Origin of the sequence: Aquirufa antheringensis (assembly GCF_023921165.1) — a bacterium.
In the GTDB taxonomy this organism is placed as follows: Bacteria; Bacteroidota; Bacteroidia; order Cytophagales; family Spirosomataceae; genus Aquirufa; species Aquirufa antheringensis.
Map to the genome: position 1 here is coordinate 1,727,015 of NZ_CP049835.1, position 18,536 is coordinate 1,745,550.

The 18,536-nt window shown below is 42.5% G+C and carries 18 protein-coding genes; 6 read left to right on the forward strand and 12 right to left on the reverse strand.

Annotation, left to right across the window (positions count from 1 at the left end; genetic code table 11):
* Positions 1–42: 42 nt before the first annotated feature.
* Both G9X63_RS07855 and G9X63_RS07860 read right to left on the reverse strand, forming a co-directional pair.
* On the reverse strand, positions 43–969 hold the full coding sequence (locus G9X63_RS07855) for an AEC family transporter (RefSeq protein WP_252622317.1): 927 nt from the start codon (positions 967–969) through the stop codon (positions 43–45).
* Positions 970–2,175, reverse strand: a complete 1,206-nt coding sequence (locus G9X63_RS07860) for a sensor histidine kinase (RefSeq protein WP_252622319.1) — start codon at positions 2,173–2,175, stop codon at positions 970–972.
* 138 nt (positions 2,176–2,313) lie between these two features.
* On the opposite strand from G9X63_RS07860, the gene G9X63_RS07865 reads away from it, so the two are divergent.
* The 3 genes from G9X63_RS07865 to G9X63_RS07875 are packed head-to-tail and all read left to right on the forward strand — an operon-like array spanning position 2,314 to position 5,816.
* Complete coding sequence (locus G9X63_RS07865) at positions 2,314–2,652, forward strand: PadR family transcriptional regulator (RefSeq protein ID WP_130896070.1); 339 nt, start codon at positions 2,314–2,316, stop codon at positions 2,650–2,652.
* Between the two features lie 12 nt (positions 2,653–2,664).
* Positions 2,665–5,061 carry a PspC domain-containing protein gene (locus G9X63_RS07870; RefSeq protein ID WP_252622321.1) on the forward strand — a complete coding sequence of 799 codons (2,397 nt, stop codon included), beginning with the start codon at positions 2,665–2,667 and terminating at the stop codon, positions 5,059–5,061.
* Between the two features lie 50 nt (positions 5,062–5,111).
* Positions 5,112–5,816, forward strand: coding sequence for a head GIN domain-containing protein (locus G9X63_RS07875; protein WP_130923645.1), 705 nt, complete (start codon positions 5,112–5,114; stop codon positions 5,814–5,816).
* Here G9X63_RS07875 and G9X63_RS07880 read toward each other — a convergent pair.
* The gene (locus G9X63_RS07880; protein ID WP_252622323.1) at positions 5,809–6,408 is read right to left on the reverse strand and encodes a DUF1684 domain-containing protein; all 600 of its coding nucleotides are present in this window, start codon (positions 6,406–6,408) and stop codon (positions 5,809–5,811) included. The two genes, G9X63_RS07875 and G9X63_RS07880, sit on opposite strands and share 8 nt — an antisense overlap.
* Positions 6,409–6,454: 46 nt before the next feature.
* Between G9X63_RS07880 and G9X63_RS07885 the strand changes: the two genes are divergently transcribed.
* The gene (locus tag G9X63_RS07885; RefSeq protein ID WP_252622325.1) at positions 6,455–7,039 is read left to right on the forward strand and encodes a riboflavin synthase; all 585 of its coding nucleotides are present in this window, start codon (positions 6,455–6,457) and stop codon (positions 7,037–7,039) included.
* On the opposite strand, the gene argH is transcribed toward G9X63_RS07885, so the two are convergent.
* From argH to G9X63_RS07910, 5 genes are read right to left on the reverse strand one after another with little or no spacing between them, the layout of a single operon-like run.
* On the reverse strand, positions 7,017–8,357 hold the full coding sequence (gene argH, locus G9X63_RS07890) for an argininosuccinate lyase (RefSeq protein ID WP_252622327.1): 1,341 nt from the start codon (positions 8,355–8,357) through the stop codon (positions 7,017–7,019). The genes G9X63_RS07885 and argH overlap by 23 nt on opposite strands.
* Positions 8,358–8,361: 4 nt before the next feature.
* Entirely contained in the window at positions 8,362–9,432 is a 1,071-nt protein-coding gene (locus G9X63_RS07895) for a M20 family metallo-hydrolase (protein ID WP_252622329.1), read from the reverse strand.
* Between the two features lies 1 nt (position 9,433).
* Positions 9,434–10,216, reverse strand: coding sequence for an acetylglutamate kinase (argB, locus tag G9X63_RS07900; protein ID WP_252622331.1), 783 nt, complete (start codon positions 10,214–10,216; stop codon positions 9,434–9,436).
* Complete coding sequence (locus tag G9X63_RS07905; RefSeq protein ID WP_130896078.1) at positions 10,216–11,190, reverse strand: N-acetylornithine carbamoyltransferase; 975 nt, start codon at positions 11,188–11,190, stop codon at positions 10,216–10,218. The genes argB and G9X63_RS07905 overlap by 1 nt, the downstream gene beginning before the upstream one ends.
* Positions 11,191–11,238: 48 nt before the next feature.
* On the reverse strand, positions 11,239–11,790 hold the full coding sequence (locus G9X63_RS07910; RefSeq protein ID WP_130896079.1) for a GNAT family N-acetyltransferase: 552 nt from the start codon (positions 11,788–11,790) through the stop codon (positions 11,239–11,241).
* Between the two features lie 101 nt (positions 11,791–11,891).
* Here G9X63_RS07910 and G9X63_RS07915 point away from each other — a divergent pair, with 101 nt between their 5' ends.
* Positions 11,892–14,492, forward strand: coding sequence for a TonB-dependent receptor domain-containing protein (locus tag G9X63_RS07915; RefSeq protein ID WP_130896080.1), 2,601 nt, complete (start codon positions 11,892–11,894; stop codon positions 14,490–14,492).
* A 46-nt stretch (positions 14,493–14,538) separates the two neighbouring features.
* On the opposite strand, the gene G9X63_RS07920 is transcribed toward G9X63_RS07915, so the two are convergent.
* Positions 14,539–15,513 carry a polyprenyl synthetase family protein gene (locus tag G9X63_RS07920; RefSeq protein ID WP_252622333.1) on the reverse strand — a complete coding sequence of 325 codons (975 nt, stop codon included), beginning with the start codon at positions 15,511–15,513 and terminating at the stop codon, positions 14,539–14,541.
* A 61-nt stretch (positions 15,514–15,574) separates the two neighbouring features.
* Between G9X63_RS07920 and G9X63_RS07925 the strand changes: the two genes are divergently transcribed.
* Positions 15,575–16,435: a patatin-like phospholipase family protein gene (locus G9X63_RS07925; RefSeq protein ID WP_130923637.1), complete on the forward strand. Its 861-nt coding sequence runs from the start codon at positions 15,575–15,577 to the stop codon at positions 16,433–16,435.
* Positions 16,436–16,464: 29 nt separating this feature from the next.
* Here the strand turns inward: G9X63_RS07925 and frr are convergent, their stop codons facing one another.
* The 3 genes from frr to G9X63_RS07940 are packed head-to-tail and all read right to left on the reverse strand — an operon-like array spanning position 16,465 to position 18,494.
* Positions 16,465–17,025, reverse strand: a complete 561-nt coding sequence (frr, locus tag G9X63_RS07930; protein ID WP_130896083.1) for a ribosome recycling factor — start codon at positions 17,023–17,025, stop codon at positions 16,465–16,467.
* Positions 17,026–17,033: 8 nt separating this feature from the next.
* A complete protein-coding gene (pyrH, locus tag G9X63_RS07935; RefSeq protein WP_130896084.1) occupies positions 17,034–17,744 on the reverse strand; it encodes a UMP kinase in 711 nt (236 codons plus the stop codon).
* Between the two features lie 54 nt (positions 17,745–17,798).
* Positions 17,799–18,494: a fatty acid desaturase gene (locus G9X63_RS07940; protein ID WP_252622335.1), complete on the reverse strand. Its 696-nt coding sequence runs from the start codon at positions 18,492–18,494 to the stop codon at positions 17,799–17,801.
* Between the last annotated feature and the right edge of the window lie 42 nt (positions 18,495–18,536).

Sequence of the window (18,536 nt, forward strand, 5' to 3'; positions counted from 1 at the left end):
TTCAGTAAGCCAATGTTTCATAAAATTACCAAAAAAAATCGTTTAAATCGCGCTCATGTGGAAAACACTCACCATGATCCACATAATGGCGAAGCTGATGACGAGGGAAATGTTTACTAGTGACGCGGCAAGAGGTGTATTTAAATTTAATTCGTCCGAATAAGTGATCACTGTCATTCCTACTGGTAAAATGAGGCAGAGCATCAACAGGTTGCGAAAACCGAGGTCAAAGGGCAATAAATAAAAACAAATTCCACCCACTAAAAATCCCATCGCATAACGCAAACTTAATACCTGAAATACACGGTAATAGGATTTTTTAGATAGACGCACGCTGAAATAAATACCCATTAATAGCAGAACAATCGGCTTATTCCCTGTGGCAATCGTAGAAATGATATCTAGCGCGAAAACAGGAAATTTTATCTGAAGCACGTTTACCATCACACCTAATACCATTGCCTGCAGCGGTGGAAGTGAAATAATCCGTTTGAAAATGTGAGCAGCAATGTTGTCTTTCTTTGGCCCTCGACTAAAATAATTGCCCATCCCGTAATTCACGAAGAAGTTCACCACTGAATTGCCTAGGTCAAACATAATCGCATAGGTCAACCCTTGAATTCCAAAAATTCCTTCAATTAAGGGATAAGCAAAGATGCCCAGGTTAAATCCGGCACTCCCCAGGGTCATCACACCCCGGTTTTCAGGCTCGGTGTTTTTAAACAGATGAAAGGCAGAGAAGGATAAAAACATCCCGAAAAACATCGCAATCAAGGGTAGGTAGATGAGGTCCCAGGTTATGTTTACCCGAATCATGGTCGAAAATACCAAGGCAGGGAAAGTCGTATGCATGAGGAATTTCGATAAGGATTTTCCGTCGTGTTCCTGAATAAATCCCGCACTTTTCAGGGTATAGCCGATCGCAATAACACATAAGGCAGAACCAAAAACGATATTAGGATCAGTCATCTAGGCAGGTTTAGGAAGGGTAATGCGGAAGGTAGAACCTTTGTTAATTTCGGTAGCCTTCAAGATCAGTTTACCTTGGTGGTAATTTTCGATGATCCGTTTTGCCAAAGTTAAGCCTAATCCCCAACCGCGCTTTTTAGTAGAAAAGCCTGGGGAGAAGATTTTGGAGGTATTACTTGGTAAAATACCTTTTCCCGTATCAGATATATCAATATGAATGACATTATTCTTTCCCTCTTTTAACTCTATCCGCAATTGTCCGTGACCTCCCATCGCATCCACTCCATTCTTACAGATATTCTCAATGACCCATTCAAATAGGTATTTATTGAGATTAGCGGTTTGATTCGCTGCTAAGGAGGAATGTATTTCGATGGTTACTTTGGACGAAATACGAATTTTTAGGTAGCTGATAAAGCTTTGAATGACCGCTTCAATGTCTTCTAGCTTTAGCACTGGAGTGGATCCAATATTCGAAAAACGTGTTGTAATCGTTTCTAAGCGTTGAATATCTTTCGATAATTCGACTACGATATCGGGATTGATATGAGGCTCATTGCGCAATAATTCGACCCAGGCTGTCAACGAAGAAAGCGGGGTGCCTAACTGATGAGCCGTTTCTTTCGCTAAACCCACCCAAACCCGGTTCTGCTCCGCCCTCCGCGAATACGAAAGAAATATGTAGCCGAGGAAACCAATAATCAAAACCACTAATAATTGCGATAAAGGATAATAACGCAATAATTTCAACAATTTAGAATTCCCATAATAGATGTACTCTTTCTGGAAACCCATATCCATTTCGATGGGTTTGTTGTTCTCCGCAATAATTTCTAACAATTTTTGCTGCAAGATCTCTTGTTTCTTATCGGTAGGTAAACTCTCCTGAATGGGAATATTGATTGAATTCAAATGACCCGAACCATCTTTCCAAATCACGGGAATCGTATTATTCTCATTGATTTTCTTAATTCGCTCGAAAAAGAAATTGATATCTGCGTTATTATCACTCGTCAGCGCATAGCGAATCGTTTCTGCATATAATTCAATTTGCTGTTTTTCCCGCTCCTCTAGCTTCGTCACTAATCCATCGGTAAAGTAGAGGGAGAATCCTGCCATCACCACGCTGACCGCGAAAAAGGCGACTTTCAACCAAGTATCTCGGTTGTAAAAGGCTAAGGGCAAGGAAAAATCTTTAAACATCATTCGTTTCTTACCCTCAAAAGGGTACGTTTATCACAAATTACCTACCGTTTATCCAAATTCACAAATAAATTTTCTAAGGTACTTTGTATTACATAGTACCTTGTCTATATTTGCATCATCAAATTAAACAAACAACCGATGGATATTGAAAATGCCAAGGTGCAAATGAGAAAAGGAATACTGGAATTCTGTATTCTAAAAATTATCTCAAAGGGCGAGGTTTATGCTTCGACCATGTTATCTGAATTAACTTCCGCTAAAATTATGGTAGTGGAGGGAACTTTGTACCCTTTATTAACCCGCCTGAAAAATGCGGGTTTTTTAGACTATCGCTGGGTAGAATCAGTGTCAGGGCCGCCTAGAAAATATTATTTATTAACAGAAAAAGGACAAGAGTTCTTAACAGAAATGTCCTTGACTTGGGATGAATTACAAGCATCCGTTAATCAAATCTCTAACGCTTCTCCGCAGGCTTAACCCATACCCCATATGAAAAAGACTTTATCAATTAATATCGCAGGATTTGTCTTCCACATCGAAGAGGATGCCTATGCTACTTTAGACACCTATTTAAAATCCATTCACGCTTATTTCGCGTCTTTCGAAGGTTCGAAAGAGATTATTGCAGATATCGAATCGAGTATTGCAGAGAAATTTTGGAACATCAGAGAAACAGAAAAAACGGAAGCTATTTCGCAGGAGCACGTGGATGCTTTAATCGCTTCTTTAGGTACCATTGCTGATTTCAAGCAAGTGGAAGAGGAGGAAGATAAGAAAGAGGGTTATACCGCTCCTAAGACAGAAGGTGCTACTAAAATTTTCCGTCGTGACATTACCCGTAAGAAATTAGGGGGAGTTGCGGCAGGTATCGCTCGTTATTTTGAGGTAGATCCTATCTGGGTTCGATTAGTATTATTAGCCTTATTAAGTGCTAGTTTCCCTTTGTTTCATTTAGGAAACATCGTTTTTTGGGCCTACATCATTATTTGGGCGGCCATTCCGGGTGAAATGACTCCAGATGATGATAAATCATACCGCAAATTTTACCGCGATCCAGAGAAAAAAGTGATCGGAGGAGTGATGGCTGGTATAGCCGCTTATACGGGTTGGGATGTAGGTTTGTTACGTGTATTAGCCGTTTTGTCTGTGGGGCTATTTGGATCAGGTGTGATTGCTTATATCGTGATCTTAGCGATTACCCCAGAGGCTAAAACGATGAAGGATAAGATGGAGATGACGGGGGAACCGATCACTTTGGAAAATATTGAGAATAATATTAAGAAAAGTGTTCAACCGAATGAAACCGAAGAAAAAGCATTAACGAAAGTATTGCTATTCCCTTTTAGAATTTTTGCCACGGTTTTCTCTGCCTTGAAAGGACCTTTAAATATCATTCGCTGGTTCATTCAAATACTACTTGGGGTCATCTTATTGATCTTGGGTATTGCGTTTATTATCGTCATAGGAGCTTTATGTACGCTTGGATTTACCGGAATTGATCAAGGACAGCTTGTTCATATGGGTCCTTTACCACTTTATTTGATCGCGAAAGACTTCCCATTCTGGACGGTGCCGGCTTTGGTTTTGGCCTTCTTACCGATGTTTGTTTCGATTGTCATCGCAGGTATTTCCTTGTTAGCGAATCGTAAATTCTATAATAAGACCTATAAGATTGTTTCCACAACCATGGTCATCGTGGGATGGATCGGATTATTTGCTGCAGTTCCCTTTGTAGGACGTAACTTCCAACGTTCAGCCTCCTACAATCAGATGAAAGAAATTGCGGTTTCCGATTCGACAACTTATGTGTTAGATATCGACAAAAAAGACAACGAGACAATCTGGCAAATGATGCTGGGGGAAAAAGTCGAAGAATTTACCTTTGATTTTGAGGAGGATGAGGATAACCACGATTACAACGAGGAGCGTTTTAATCGTACGAATATTGAAGTTGAAGGCTATGATGGGAAGACCATTCAGGTAATTACCTACGCAAAATCGCAGGGTCTGACGCGTAAAGAGGCGGAGACGAATGCCAAAATGATTCAGTACAATTACCTTCAAAAGGGCAAAGATCTTCGTTTTGATACCCATTTTGGTCTACGAAATTCCAAATTTCGTGCGCAACGTCTAAAGGTGAAGATTATGATTCCCTATGGCAAATCGTTTAGCATGACCCGTGATTTCGCTTACTACATGGACAATGTATTAGAATCAGGCTACTTTCACGAAGAAGGTCAGGATTTGTTCATTGGGTCGCTTTGGACTTTCTCAGCTGACAAGGGTTTGATCTGTTTAAATAGAACGCCTCATAACGACGAAGAATCGAATAATGAGGATTTTTCAGACGAAAAGATTGGATTTACGATTACAAAAGACTTAGTTAATTTCAGCTCTATTTCGGGTTTAAACACCGAATCTTCTCAGATCAAAATTACCAGAGGAGATCTTCCTAAAATCACTTACCGAGGTAATCAAGCTTTAGAGAGCTCCGCTCACGTAGAGAACAATGTGTTAGTATTGGATAAAATTCAGCCAGGGATTCAGGTGGAAATTGTCGTACCTGAATTGACTAAAGTGGAATTAGGTGGCAATGCGAGCACTGCAATGGAAGGTTTTACTTCGGCTAAAATGGATGTGATTTTACGAGGCTTTCACTCCCTTTCCTTGAAAGGTGCTGGAAATCAATTGAACGCGAGTGTATTTGATTCTGCGGAATTAAATGCGGGAGATTTTTCGGTAGAGAAAGCCTTTATTGCCATTGATAAGTATGCTTCAATAGAGGTAAATGTCTCTAAAATGGTACAAGGAAAGAAATATGAGAGTTCGAAATTCTCCAACAAAATGAGCAGTGGAGTGAGTTATAAATGGAATGTGATAAAATAACATGCAACCTTTTTTAAAACGTCAGCATCTAGCAACAAATTAAAAAATCTATGAAAAAAATCTTGTCTTTATTCGCCGCCTTTTTAGTCGCTTTTAGTTCCTTCGCAGATCCTGCGGTAGTTACCAAAAAATTCAAAGTAGCTAATTTCAAATCCATCGAGTTAGGGAGTGCCTTCGAAGTACATGTTCACAAAGGGAATACGTATGCTGTTTCCATTACAGGACGAGAAAAAGATATCGAAGACGTAGAGGTAAATACCTCTGCTGGAAAATTAGAAATAGGGTATGAGGAGGGTTGGAATTGGAGTTGGAATAATAGCCGTTCTAGAGTTATCGTAAACATCACCCTGCCACGCCTAGAAAGCGGTGAATTCACCGGTGCTTGCAAGGTTGACTTGCAAGGCTTTACTAACGAAGAGGAAATGCGCTTGTTGTTTTCTGGAGCTGCTAAAGGATTCGCTGAAGGTCTAAGAACAGATAAATTACGGATTGAATTAAGTGGTGCATCTGATTGTAGAATCACTGGTCAATCCGATTATTTAAAGGTGGATGCTTCGGGTGCAAGTCACTTGAAGGCTTTGGAATTTTTATCACGTCATGCAGATATAGAAGCCTCTGGAGCCAGTAGCGCTTCAGTGCACGTTCAGAAATCCTTGAAAGTAGACGCCTCTGGCGCATCTCACGTGAAATACAAAGGGAGTCCAATAATTAATAAAGACCTGTCTGGTGCGGCATCGCTACATCAGGTTAATTAAAACGTTTTTCACCTGCCTCGATGCGAATCGGGAGGGTGTTTTCCGCGGGAGGAATGGGACAGGCGAAATCTTCGTTGTATGCACAATAAGGATTGTATGCTAGATTAAAGTCCACCCGCAATCGATTGTTTTTTACATTTGTTAGGGGTAAATCTAAAAAACGCCCGCCTCCATAGGTTTCTGTGGGGGCGGTTTTGTCTTTAAAGGGTAGGAAGAATTCCCCATTATCATGTTGATACAAGGTTAAAGAAATGCTGAATCCTCCGATTTCCCCTTTTATCTTTCCGAATAAAATTAATTTCTCCGTCGTCCCATCCGTCATTTTTAATTCTACCGTTTTCGCTTTCTCCGCTTTTTCTAAGACGAAATCGACGATATAATCTTTGTTGAAAGAGTAGTACTTCAGACCCTTGAAGGTCGCTTTATCTTTAATGGGGGATTCTTCGTCGTCCTGTAAGGCAGAGTCTTTATCGCGGCGAATTTTCAGCACATCTGCTCCCGTTTCTTCGACTGGTTTCGCCGTAGGAATGCTAAAATAGGCGAGAATTGCGATGATGGGAATCAGAAAGAGGAACCATTTGTTGAATTTCATGGGAATGGGTGTAATTTTGGGTACGTAAAATTAGCAAATAAATCAGATGTTTACAGGTATTGTGGAGGCGATGGGATCGCTGGTAAAGACAGAAGCAAAGGGGACGAATGTGGAATTTTGGTTCACATGTCCATTCACGCAAGAATTGAAAGTGGATCAATCGCTCGCACACAACGGGGTTTGTTTGACTGTCGTAGAGATTCAAAGAGAGCAATACCGCGTAACGGCGATAGATGAGACCTTGCAGAAGACGAATTTGGGTGATTTAAAGATAGACCAAAAAGTAAACTTAGAACGTTGCATGGCAGCGAACGCCCGTTTTGATGGGCATATCGTGCAAGGTCACGTCGATTTAACCGGAATTTGTACGGAAATAACGGATCAGAATGGAAGTTGGGAATACCGCTTTAGCTATCCGAAAAGCAGTGGTCACGTCACGGTCGAAAAAGGCTCCATTTGTGTGAATGGCACTAGTCTAACCGTGGTAGATTCGCAGGATGATTCCTTTACCGTTTGCATCATTCCGTATACCTACGAACACACCGTTTTTCATCAACTAAGTGTAGGTGATCGGGTGAACTTAGAATTCGATATTCTAGGAAAGTATATTAAGAAATTAATGCAGCGATAGCCTTGTTGACTTTTTCAAAACCGAAACGCTTCCAAGCGATTTCTTTTTGGTCTTGAATTTCTGCCAAACCTAAATTACCAATACTGCCTAAGTGGGAGTGATTGATCTCGCGCGTGCTGCCATCGAAAGCGCCGTCCTCGATCTTTTTTCCCACTATTTGATAGGCTTCTCTGAAGGGAACCCCTTGCACGACTAATTTATTCACCTCTTCTACCGAGAACAATAAATCGTATTTCGAGTCCACTAACAGGTCTTTCTTCACTTTAAGATGGCTCACCATATAGTGTGTGATCTCTAATCCGTCCAAAATTTCCTCAATCGCCGGCATCAACAATTCTTTTGTTAATTGGAATTCCCGGTGGTATCCTGAAGGTAAGTTGCTCGTTAATAACTGTAATTGATTGGGTAATGCCTTCAATTTGTTGGCTTTCCCTCTTAGCAATTCGGCTACGTCTGGGTTTTTCTTGTGCGGCATGATCGAACTTCCCGTCGTTAATGAGTTAGGGAGTTCGATGAAGCCGAAGTTTTGGGAATTGTACAAGCACACATCCATCGCTAATTTGCTCAGCGTCGTGGCGATCTGTGCAATGGCCGTTAAGACAAATAATTCGGTCTTTCCGCGCGATAATTGCGCGTTCACGACGTTCACGTGCGGCGATTCGAAGCCTAATAATTCAGTCGTGTATTTTCTGTCCAAAGGAAAGGACGATCCGTATCCCGCACCAGAACCCAGCGGGTTCTTGTTTGCCAGGCGAAAGGCCGCTTCTAATAATTCAATATCCTCCACCAGGCTTTCTGCATAAGCTCCGAACCAAAGTCCGAAAGACGAAGGCATCGCAATCTGTAAGTGCGTGTAGCCGGGTAATAAATCGTTTTTATGGGCTTCGCTTTTGGCAATCAATAAATCAAATAAACGCTCCACTGCATCAGCGATGTGCTGGATTTCAGCGCGCATAAACAATTTCAAATCCACTAAAACTTGGTCGTTTCTAGAACGTCCCGCATGTATTTTCTTACCCTGATCGCCTAATTTCTGCGTTAATAAGTATTCGATTTGGGAATGTACATCTTCCATTCCGTCTTCGATAGTGAAATCGCCGGCTTCGATTTGGGCATAAATAGCTTTCAATTCAATACACAATGGACTTAATTCGTCCGCACCCAGCAAACCGACTTTCTCTAACATCGTGATGTGAGCCAGGGAACCCAGCACATCATAGCGCGCTAATTGCAAGTCATACACGGGGTCATTCCCAATCGTGAATTTCTCGATTTTAGCGTCTGTCGTCTGATTTTCTTTTTGCCAAAGTTTTGCCACAATCTTAAATGCTTAGGTTGATTAAGAGATTTTGATAGGTTTGGATGCCCTGTTTCAGTTCATCCAAGAAAATATATTCGTCTGCCGTATGTGATCTGCCGGAGTGTCCGGGACCGATTTTGACAGAGGGTATTGTCAATAAAGCTTGATCGGAAAGGGTAGGAGAGCCGAATAAGTTGATGCCTAAACCTTTTGCCGCTTGCACTAGCGGATGTGATTCCTCCATTCTGCTGGAGTTTAAACGCATCGATCTAGGCGTTAATTCGGCCTGAACGATGGTTTTTAATTCTGCCAGAACTTCTTCTAGAGAATAACATTCATTCACCCGGCAATCGATCACGTAATCGCAAGTATCTGGAACCACGTTATGTTGTTTACCTGCGTTGATGACGGTTACTGTTGTTTTTACCGGTCCTAATAGGTCCGAAACCTTCTGGAAAGTATGATTTTGGATGTGTTGGATATCTTCCAAAGCCAAGTAAATGGCATTCACTCCCTCATTTCTCGCCGCGTGGCCCGCAATCCCTTTTACTTTCGCATCTACGACCATCAGGCCTTTTTCCGCAATCGCCATCGCGCAATCCGTGGGTTCGCCCACGATCGCAAAATCGATACGAGGTAAATGGCCTGAATTTAAAAGAGCTTCAATTCCACCCGTTCCCGATATTTCTTCCTCCGCGCTAGCTGCTATCAAAAGGTTGAAGCCTAGGTTTTCGACAGCGTAAAAAGAAACAAAGGTCGCCATCAAACAAACCAAACTAGCGCCTGCATCATTCGAACCTAAGCCGATCAATTTCCCCTCTTGTTCTGTCGCTTTGAAGGGATCAAAGGTCCAGGAAGCATTCGCCTTTACGGTGTCGTGGTGGGAATTCAGTAGAATGGTAGGCTTAGACGCATCGAAATGCAAATTAGTTGCCCACACATTATTTCCTAAGCGATTTGGTTGAATGCCCTGCGCCATGAAAAAGTCCACCAAAATCTGCGCCGTCCCTTGCTCCTCCTTACTCATGGATGGGCAAGCTATTAGCTGAGCTAATAGGTCTTTTGCGGCTAGAAATTGACTTTCTTGGTACATGTTAGGCACTAATTTTCGTTCCTATTTCGGTTTTCTGCAAGTTATCCGCGTGGCATAATCTGACCACGGAAACGCCTGCTGAGATGGCCTTCAGGGCATTCTCTAATTTTGGGATCATCCCCGCAGAGACAATTCCTTTTTCTTTTAAGTCGATAAACGAGGCGGGATTGATGGAGCTAATGACCGAATCGTCGTCATTGGGGTCCAATAAGACGCCTTTCTTTTCAAAGCAATACGTTAAGGTAACGTCGTATGACGAGCTGAGGGCTATGGCCAAAGCCTGTGCCATCGTATCCGCATTCGTATTCAATAGTTGACCTGCCGCATCTGCCGTAATAGGCGCAAATACAGGAGAAAAACCGGCTTGCACTAATCCGGAAAGCGATTCAGCATTCACTGTTACGATATCTCCTACAAAACCATAATCGATGGGTGTCGCGGCTCTCTTTTTTGATAGCACGATCCTACCATCTGGCCCTGTTAATCCCAAAGCATTACAAGATAATCCTTGCAATTCGGCCACAATCGATTTATTAATCCAACCCGCATAAACCATGGTCACAATACGAAGGCTTTCTTCGTCTGTTACACGTCTTCCCTCGATCATTTGACTCTCGATTCCCATCGAAGCTGCCATTTGAGTGGCAATCTTACCGCCTCCATGCACCAGCAATTTAGGGCCAGGTAAGGACGCAAAGTCCTGCAAAAAGCTAGCTAGGGCAGAAGGATTGTCGATGACATTCCCGCCTATTTTAACTACTTGAAGGGTGGGTTTAGAAGTCATTAGAATAAATACGGGCTCTCCGTTCTCATGAGGGTTAAAATCATTTCTTTTAAAACAGCCTGCGCCGCCCAAACCCGGTTACCCGCTTGTTGAATCACAATCGAATTAGGGGAATCGATCACCTCGTCAGCGACCACTAAATTCCGTCTAACGGGAAGGCAGTGCATGAATTTGGCATTGTTTGTAAGGCTCATTTTCGCGGCATCCACCATCCAAGCGGGATCGGAAGAAAGTATTTTTCCGTAGTCTTGGTAGGATGACCAGTTTTTAGCATAAATAAAATCTGCACCCTCATACGCCTCTTTAGGATCGTAGCAAATCTTCGCATTTCCAGCGAATTCAGGGGCTAATTCATAGCCTTTAGGATGTGCAATCGTAAAATCCACGTCTGCTCGATTCATCCATTCGGAGAAAGAATTTGGCACACATTGGGGTAAAGCCTTGACGTGCGGAGCCCAGGTTAACACCACTTTAGGGCGCTCTACGGTCTTGAATTCGTTAATCGTAATTAAGTCAGTCAAGGACTGTAAGGGATGGCGGGTAGCCGATTCCAAACTTAGGAATGGACGTCCGGTATATTTTAAAAATTGGTTTAATACTTGTTCGCTGTAATCGAGCTCCCGGTCCACTAAACCAGGAAAACTTCGAACACCCACGATATCGCAATACGAACCTACCACAGCGGCAGCCTCTGAGATGTGTTCTGCCTTATCGCCATTCATGATGACGCCTTCGTTCATTTCTAATTGCCATGAATCTGCCCCCACATTCATAATCATTACCTCCATTCCGAGGTTTTGAGCTGCTTTTTGGGTGGAAAGGCGCGTCCGAAGACTGGAGTTGAAGAATAATAAACCGAGCGTCCGGTTTTTCCCAATGTGCTTGTCCGCATACGGGGTTTTCTTCATTAACAAAGCCTCATTGACTAAGTTTTGAATATTGTAAGCGTCTTTAACCGAAGTGAAATTTTGCATGCGTTTAGCTGTCTAACATTGGCAATTCAGTAAAATTACTGAAAAAGATCAGTATCGAAGGCGTTCCCAGGTGAAAACTTGCATGGGGTTTTCGAGCGCCAGTGTTTTCTCCCCTGTTTTTTGGAAGCGGTTTTTCTCCAAAACCCGTTGCGATGCCGCATTGTCCACCGGTGTTTCTGCGCGTATGATCTGTAAGCCAGTGTCTTGAAAAGCCCATTCACTCAAGGCCTTGACCGCTTCGGTGGCAATTCCTTGTCCTCTGTATTTCTGATCTAGCGCATAACCAATCTCTGTGCTTCCCTGATCATCTGGCAACCCCGCAAAACCAATTCCCCCCACAGAGCAGGACGTGGCGCTAAGAATTATTTCCCAATTTGTGTACCAATAGTAGTCCAAAGGAAATTTACTTGTCTGAGGAATCCAATAATCGCGTAAAGCCTGCTGGGTTTCTTGTTCGTAGAACAATTCCATTTCCCAGCGGTTAGGCTGTAGATCTAGTGTTTTTTCCAGATCTTTGCGCCCTAATTGATGCCAAACTTGCAAATGCTGGTTCGTTAGCGGGATTAAAGTAAGCCGAGAAGTCTGGATCGAGAATGTCATATTGGACTACAAATTACCCTTTTTGGTCGCAAAAAAGAAGACCTTTAGATAGAATGTACAAATTTTGCATTCGTTAAATGAAGATGTTTAAACAACAAACAATGAAAAAATTAATTACGCTATTCGCCCTAATGAGTTTATCATTTGCCGGTATTTCCCAGATTCCTGGTGGAATGGGCGGTTTTGGTGCAACGCCTAAGAAAGAAGCAGTGATTCCTGGAACGGCTCAAGCCGCGCCTAAAGGAAGTGCAAAAATTATCGGATTCTTATTAGATTCAACCGATTCCAAGCCAGTGGAATTCGCCACTTTGGCCCTCATCAATACAAAAACAAATAAACCAGTAGATGGTACCGTGGCAGACGGCGTCGGTAAATTTACGTTGAACAAAGTCGCTGTGGGATCTTATAAAATCGTAGCTTCCTTCATCGGTTATGAAAGTAAAACGGTTTTAGTAACCGTTTCGGATAAGAATGATGACCACGATTTAGGGGTTATTAAATTACAACCAAGTTCTAAAATGCTTTCTGAAGTGACGGTGGAAGGTCAACGGGCACTCATTGAGGAGCGCGTAGATCGTACCGTTTACAATGCAGAAAAAGATGCCTCTAATAGAGGGGGCGATGCAACGGATGTCTTGAAAAAGGTTCCGATGTTATCAGTGGATTTAGATGGAAATCCCTCGTTACGTGGTTCTACGAGTGTGAGGGTCTTGATTAACAACAAGCCATCTACGATTATGGCCTCTAATATTGCGGATGCCTTACGTCAAATTCCAGCAGATATGATCAAAACAGTGGAGGTAATTACTTCTCCATCTGCTAAGTACGATGCGGAAGGATCAGCGGGTATCATTAACATTGTGACGAAGAAAAACACCCTGCAAGGTTTGACCTTGTCTTTTGACTCTTCAGCTGGAGTTCGTGGATCTAATTTATCTTTGAACGGAAATTTTAGAAACAAGAATTGGGGCTTATCTTTAGGTGGTTTTGGTCGTTCAGAATACAATGTGAACGGAAAGTTTGAGAGTACACAAATCACTACCAATAATGGCTTGCAGACCACTAACGTTCAAACCGCAGAATCACGTCGGGAGGGTTTATTTGGTAACTACCAATTAGGTTTTGATTGGGATATAAACAAGTTTAATTCGATTACTTCTAGTGTACGTTTCGGTCTTCGCAACGGTAACAACTGGCAAGATGGGTTGCAACAAATCAGAAATGGAGTGGTTTCCTCTCTACGTAATACAAATTCCTTAGATGAATCAGCTAACGTGGACGTGAATATTGACTACACGCATACGTTCGAAAAAGCACAGCGCGAGTTCTCCATCTTATCGATGTACAGCCGCAATAACCGCGCGAATGACTTCTATAATTTGATTTTAAATCCTAAGTCGACGATGAGCGAAATTATGAGCTCGATTAAGAATGAGAATACGTCGTATAACGAGGAGGCTACGTTCCAAATGGATTACCAAACACCCCTAGGCAAGAATCAATTATTGGAGTTTGGAGGTAAAGGAATTCTTCGTAATGTGACATCGGATTACAAGTCATTTACAGGCACTTCAGGAGGTATTTATACGCAAGTGAACTCGGCTATCTTGCCATCTAACGTGTTTGATTACAATCAGAATATCTACAGCACGTATGGTTCTTACACATTAACCACTAAGAATAAGTGGAGTATTAAGACGGGTGCGAGATATGAATACACGGATATTTCGGCTAGTTTCTTAAAGAAAGAAGGTCAAAATACGGTAATCCCAGCGTATGGTGTGTTAGTTCCGAGTTTCAATATGTCTAAAACCTTTAAATCAGGTACTTGGAGATTTAGTTATAATCGCCGTATTCAACGTCCAGGAATTCAAAATTTGAATCCAAACGTGAATGCAACGAACCCTTTAAATATCTCAACGGGTAACCCGAACTTAGCGCCGGAATACACGAATAACTACGAGGTTTCGTACAGTAAATTTGTGAAACAAACCTACATTTCTACTTCCTTCTTTGTTCGCAATACGACGGGTGCGATTAATCAAATTAGAGAGGTGTTTGGCGATACGGTAAAAACAACGTCTAGAAATATCGGTAATGAAGATGCTTATGGAATGAATGTGAACTTGAATGTGAACCTTTCTAACAAGTTGATGATTGGTGGTGGCGGTGATCTTTCTTACTTGGTATTAGCAAACAATGTGGCTGATCCATTATTGAATGCGAAGAATGAAGGCTTGCAAAAGAACTTCCGTGTTTTTGGTAACTATAACATCGGAAATGGCTGGGGAGCGCAAATTTTCTCCTTTTACCGGGTGAATCAAATTCAATTACAGGGATCTCAAGGAGGCTTTGGAATTTATAGTTTAAGCTTTAAGAAAGACTTTAAGAATAAAAAGGGAAGTATTGGATTCGGTGCGGAGAATTTCTTCACTCCAAATGGTTTTGTTATTCGCAGCGAAACGAAAACTCCTACCATTAATCAGGTGAGTGAGAATACCTTACGCAACATGAACTTTAAGATCAACTTCTCTTACCGCATCGGTAAAATGAGCTTTGGTCCTACGAAGAAAAAGAAATCAGTGAATAACGACGATACGAAAGGCGAAGGCGATGCGGCTCCAGCTGCTCCACAACAACCAATGGGTATGCCAGGCATGCGTATGGGTGGTGGCGGCGGAGGCTTCGGTGGCCCACGTTAATCTGAAAATTGAAAAGAGAAAGGGAATCAGAAATGGTTCCCTTTTTTTATTTATTGCGTTCTATCGTGTAGCTGATTAGGTCGCCTAACGAGTTGCGGTATACTGAGGCGGGAAAAGTCGCTAGGATCGCACGAGCTTCCTCTGCGATTTCATTCATTTTTTGGTTTGCGTAAGCCAAGCCTCCGGTCGATTTAACGAAATCAATCACCTCGCGCACTTTATTAGTATCCTCTGACTCTTTTTTGATCATCTGAATGATACGCTTTTTAGTCGAAGTGTCTGTGTTTTGAAGGGCAAAAATCAGCGGCAAGGTCATCTTTTTCTCTTTGATATCGATTCCCAAAGGTTTCCCAATTTCGGCATCCCCGTAATCAAAAAGGTCATCTTTGATTTGGAAAGCGATACCTACTTTCTCGCCAAACAAACGCGCCTTCTCCACCATCTCCGCATCAGCGCCGGCAGATTGAAATCCGACTGCACAGCAAGCAGCGATTAGCGTCGCCGTTTTCTTCGTAATAATATCAAAATAGACATCTTCAGTAATGTCTAGTTTTCGTGCTTTTTCGATTTGCAATAATTCACCTTCTGACATTTCGCGAACGGCCGTAGACACCGATTTTAAAAGATCGAAATCCTCGTTTTCTACGGAAAGTAAAAGTCCTTTAGAAAGTAAGTAATCACCCACTAAAACGGCAATCTTATTCTTCCAAATCGCATTAATGGAAAAGAAACCGCGTCTATAATTCGAATCATCAACGACGTCGTCGTGGACTAGAGTGGCGGTGTGCAATAGCTCAATGAGAGCTGCTCCCCTAAATGTTTTCTCCGTGATCTCTCCCATACATCCTGCCGTCAAGAAGACGAACATGGGTCGCATCTGTTTTCCCTTTCTTTGGACAATATAATGCATGATGGTGTCGAGCAACATCACTTTAGTCTTCATGAAAGTTTTGAACTTCCCTTCGAATGCCTTCATCGAATCATCGATGGGGGCTTGAATAGAAGAGATAGAGTAGGGCATGGGGATTGTTTGAATCAGTAAATTGCGTAAATTTAATCAGAATTGTGGATAAAAAGGTATTATGAGTCAGATTTTAGTCTTGGCGGGCGGTTCCGTCAAAGGGGCGTTTCAAGCGGGAGTTATCAAGGCGCTTTTTGAGAAAGGTTACCAGCCAGATGCGATTTATGGGGTATCTGCTGGAAGCTTAAATGCAGCCTATTTAGTGAACCAGTTTGGCCAACAAGCGAATAGCGGAACTCCTATTTCCTATCCACAGGCAGCGCAGGATTTATGGGATTTCTGGGAACTGCGAATTACTTGTCCAGCCTGCCTATCTAAACCATTCAACATTTTTCAATTAGGGTGGACAGCTCTGACGAAGAAGTTCAAAGGTTTAGTGGATACGAGTCCTTTGCGCAATCTGTTGAGTGAAGTGTTGCAGGATCGGAATTTACAGGCAAGTCCCGTCGGTTTAAAAGTAGGTGCTGTGAATATTATGGAGGGATCAATGCATTACGTGGATCCTAGTTTTGAAAATTTCCAGGACTACCTGATGGCGTCCTCTGCTGTGCCCATTTTGATGCCCGTGGTGCAGATTCAATCGGAGAAACGTAAATCCTACTTAGATGGCGGTTTACGTGATGTAGCGCCTTTACAGAAGGCTATTAATGATGGGGCCAAAGAAATTGTGGTCATTGCCTGTCACACCGAGATGATTGAGGGAGGGGACTTTGATTCCGGAGATTTATTAGCCTTAGTCGATCGGGTGATGGATATCGCGGTAAATGAGATTTTGAATGCGGACCTTCGAATGCAGCGTTCGGAAGTGAAATTAACGATTATTCGACCGAAGCAACCTCTCAGCATCGATATCCAACGTTTTACGAAAATGGACATTCGCAGAATGCTTGAAACGGGTTATGCCTTGGGTTTAGAACTATAAAAAAAGCCTCGAATTTCGAGGCTTTCTATTTATACTGACATGATGTCTTTCTCCTTTTCGTTAAAGACCTGGTCGATCTTCGCGATGTAGGCATCCGTTTTCTTTTGGATCTTATCTTCTGCCTCTTTGATCGCATCTTCTGAAACGCCATCTCCTTTTAACTTCTTGATGCTATTGTTTCCGTCTTGACGGGCATTGCGGATATTGATCTTAGCCACTTCAATTTCTTGCTTGCAACGCTTCACTAGATCACGGCGACGCTCTTCTGTTAATGGAGGGATTGATAAACGAATGATTTCCCCATCATTCATTGGATTCAAACCTAAGCTGGAGTTACGGATAGACTTCTCAATCTCCGCGAAAATTCCTTTCTCAAAAGGCTTAATCGCAATCGTACGCGCATCTGGAGTGGTGACTGAAGCAGCACCTGAAATAGCCGTCTGCATACCATAATAATCGATGGTCAAACCATCTAACATGGATGGGCTCGCTTTACCAGCTCTAATCTTCGATAACTCAATGTTTAAGTGCTTGATCGCACCGTCCATGGTTTCGACAGTGGCGTCAATATAGAATTCGATTTCTTCCATTTTATCAATTAACTAATTAATGTTCCTACATCCTCACCCGATACTAAGGCGGCTAAGTTACCCTCCTTGTTCATGTCGAACACGATGATGGGTACGTTATTTTCTTGGCATAAAGTGAATGCCGTGGTATCCATAATTTTCAAGCCTTTAGAGATTGCCTCTGAAAAGCTCAAATGCGTATAGCGAGTCGCCGTCGCATCTTTCTCTGGATCAGCGGTGTAGACTCCATCCACGCGAGTTCCTTTTAATACCACATCGGCTTCGATTTCGATGGCCCGAAGAGAGGCAGTAGAATCTGTTGTGAAATACGGGTTACCTGTCCCTGCACCAAAAATCACGATACGGCCTTTTTCTAAGTGACGCATCGCACGGCGGCGGATGAAGGGTTCGCAAACGGCTTCTACTTTGATGGCTGTCATCATGCGTGTGTACAATCCTTGTTTTTCCAAAGAAGCCTGAACCGCCATTCCGTTAATTACAGTCGCTAACATGCCCATGTAATCGCCTTGCACGCGGTCAATGCCTGCTTTAGCAGCACTCGCACCGCGGAATATATTGCCACCACCAATCACGATAGCTACTTCAACTCCTAAATCATGCACCTTTTTGATTTCAGCGGCATATTGACCAAGAATGGTTGGGTCAATCACTTCTCCATCTGTCGAAAGAGATTCGCCTGAAAGTTTCAATAAAATGCGTTTGTATTTAGGTTCTTTCATGAGGAGCTCGTTTATGTCGATTTTGTGCGATGCAAATTTAGGAAAAATCTAGGTCTAGGCAAGGCTTTCGTCCTTGGCTTTGGGTAATTTATACCAAGGCAAATAGGGATGCGCATGGTGTTCAAAATGATAGCCAAAAAAGTAGCAGGAAATAAACGCCCAAATATGGTTTTTACTTTGGCTTCTTGATTGCTGTTTGTTGTCCGCTGCGTGTTCACCTCGGTGCGGCAAATAGGTTCCGAAAATAAATAATTGCAGCGTACTCAAGATCGCGGGCACTTCCCAAAACAAGATCAAATTCCACATGGGGAACCAGATCTTCAACACATTATAGGTAATGGCCATCGCCAGCACTTGTTTCCAAGTCACATATTGCCAAATAAATTTGAACCACCAGAACAAAAAGGGACCCTGGTGTACATCTGGATCATTATCCGTATTGACATGAGCGTGGTGCAAATGGTGTTTGGCACGTAAAGTGCTGTAATCGTTAAAAGCGAAAAGGATGGTGCATAAACGTCCGATGGCGTGATTTAGGCGAGGATTTTCTGCATAAACTACTCCATGAATGGCATCATGTGAAGTAATGAATAAGCCCGTGTACAAATGCGTTTGAATAAGAATGGCGACGTAAATCCAAGGGTCAGACCAGCTGAAATCTGCGTTGATCCAATAGGCTAAATTCGCGCTCCACAACGTAATCAATACTATCGCCCAAATAATTCCCTGAAATTTATTTAATTTGCTCATCGATTAGGCCGGATTTGACTGGCACCTATATGACCTCAAAAC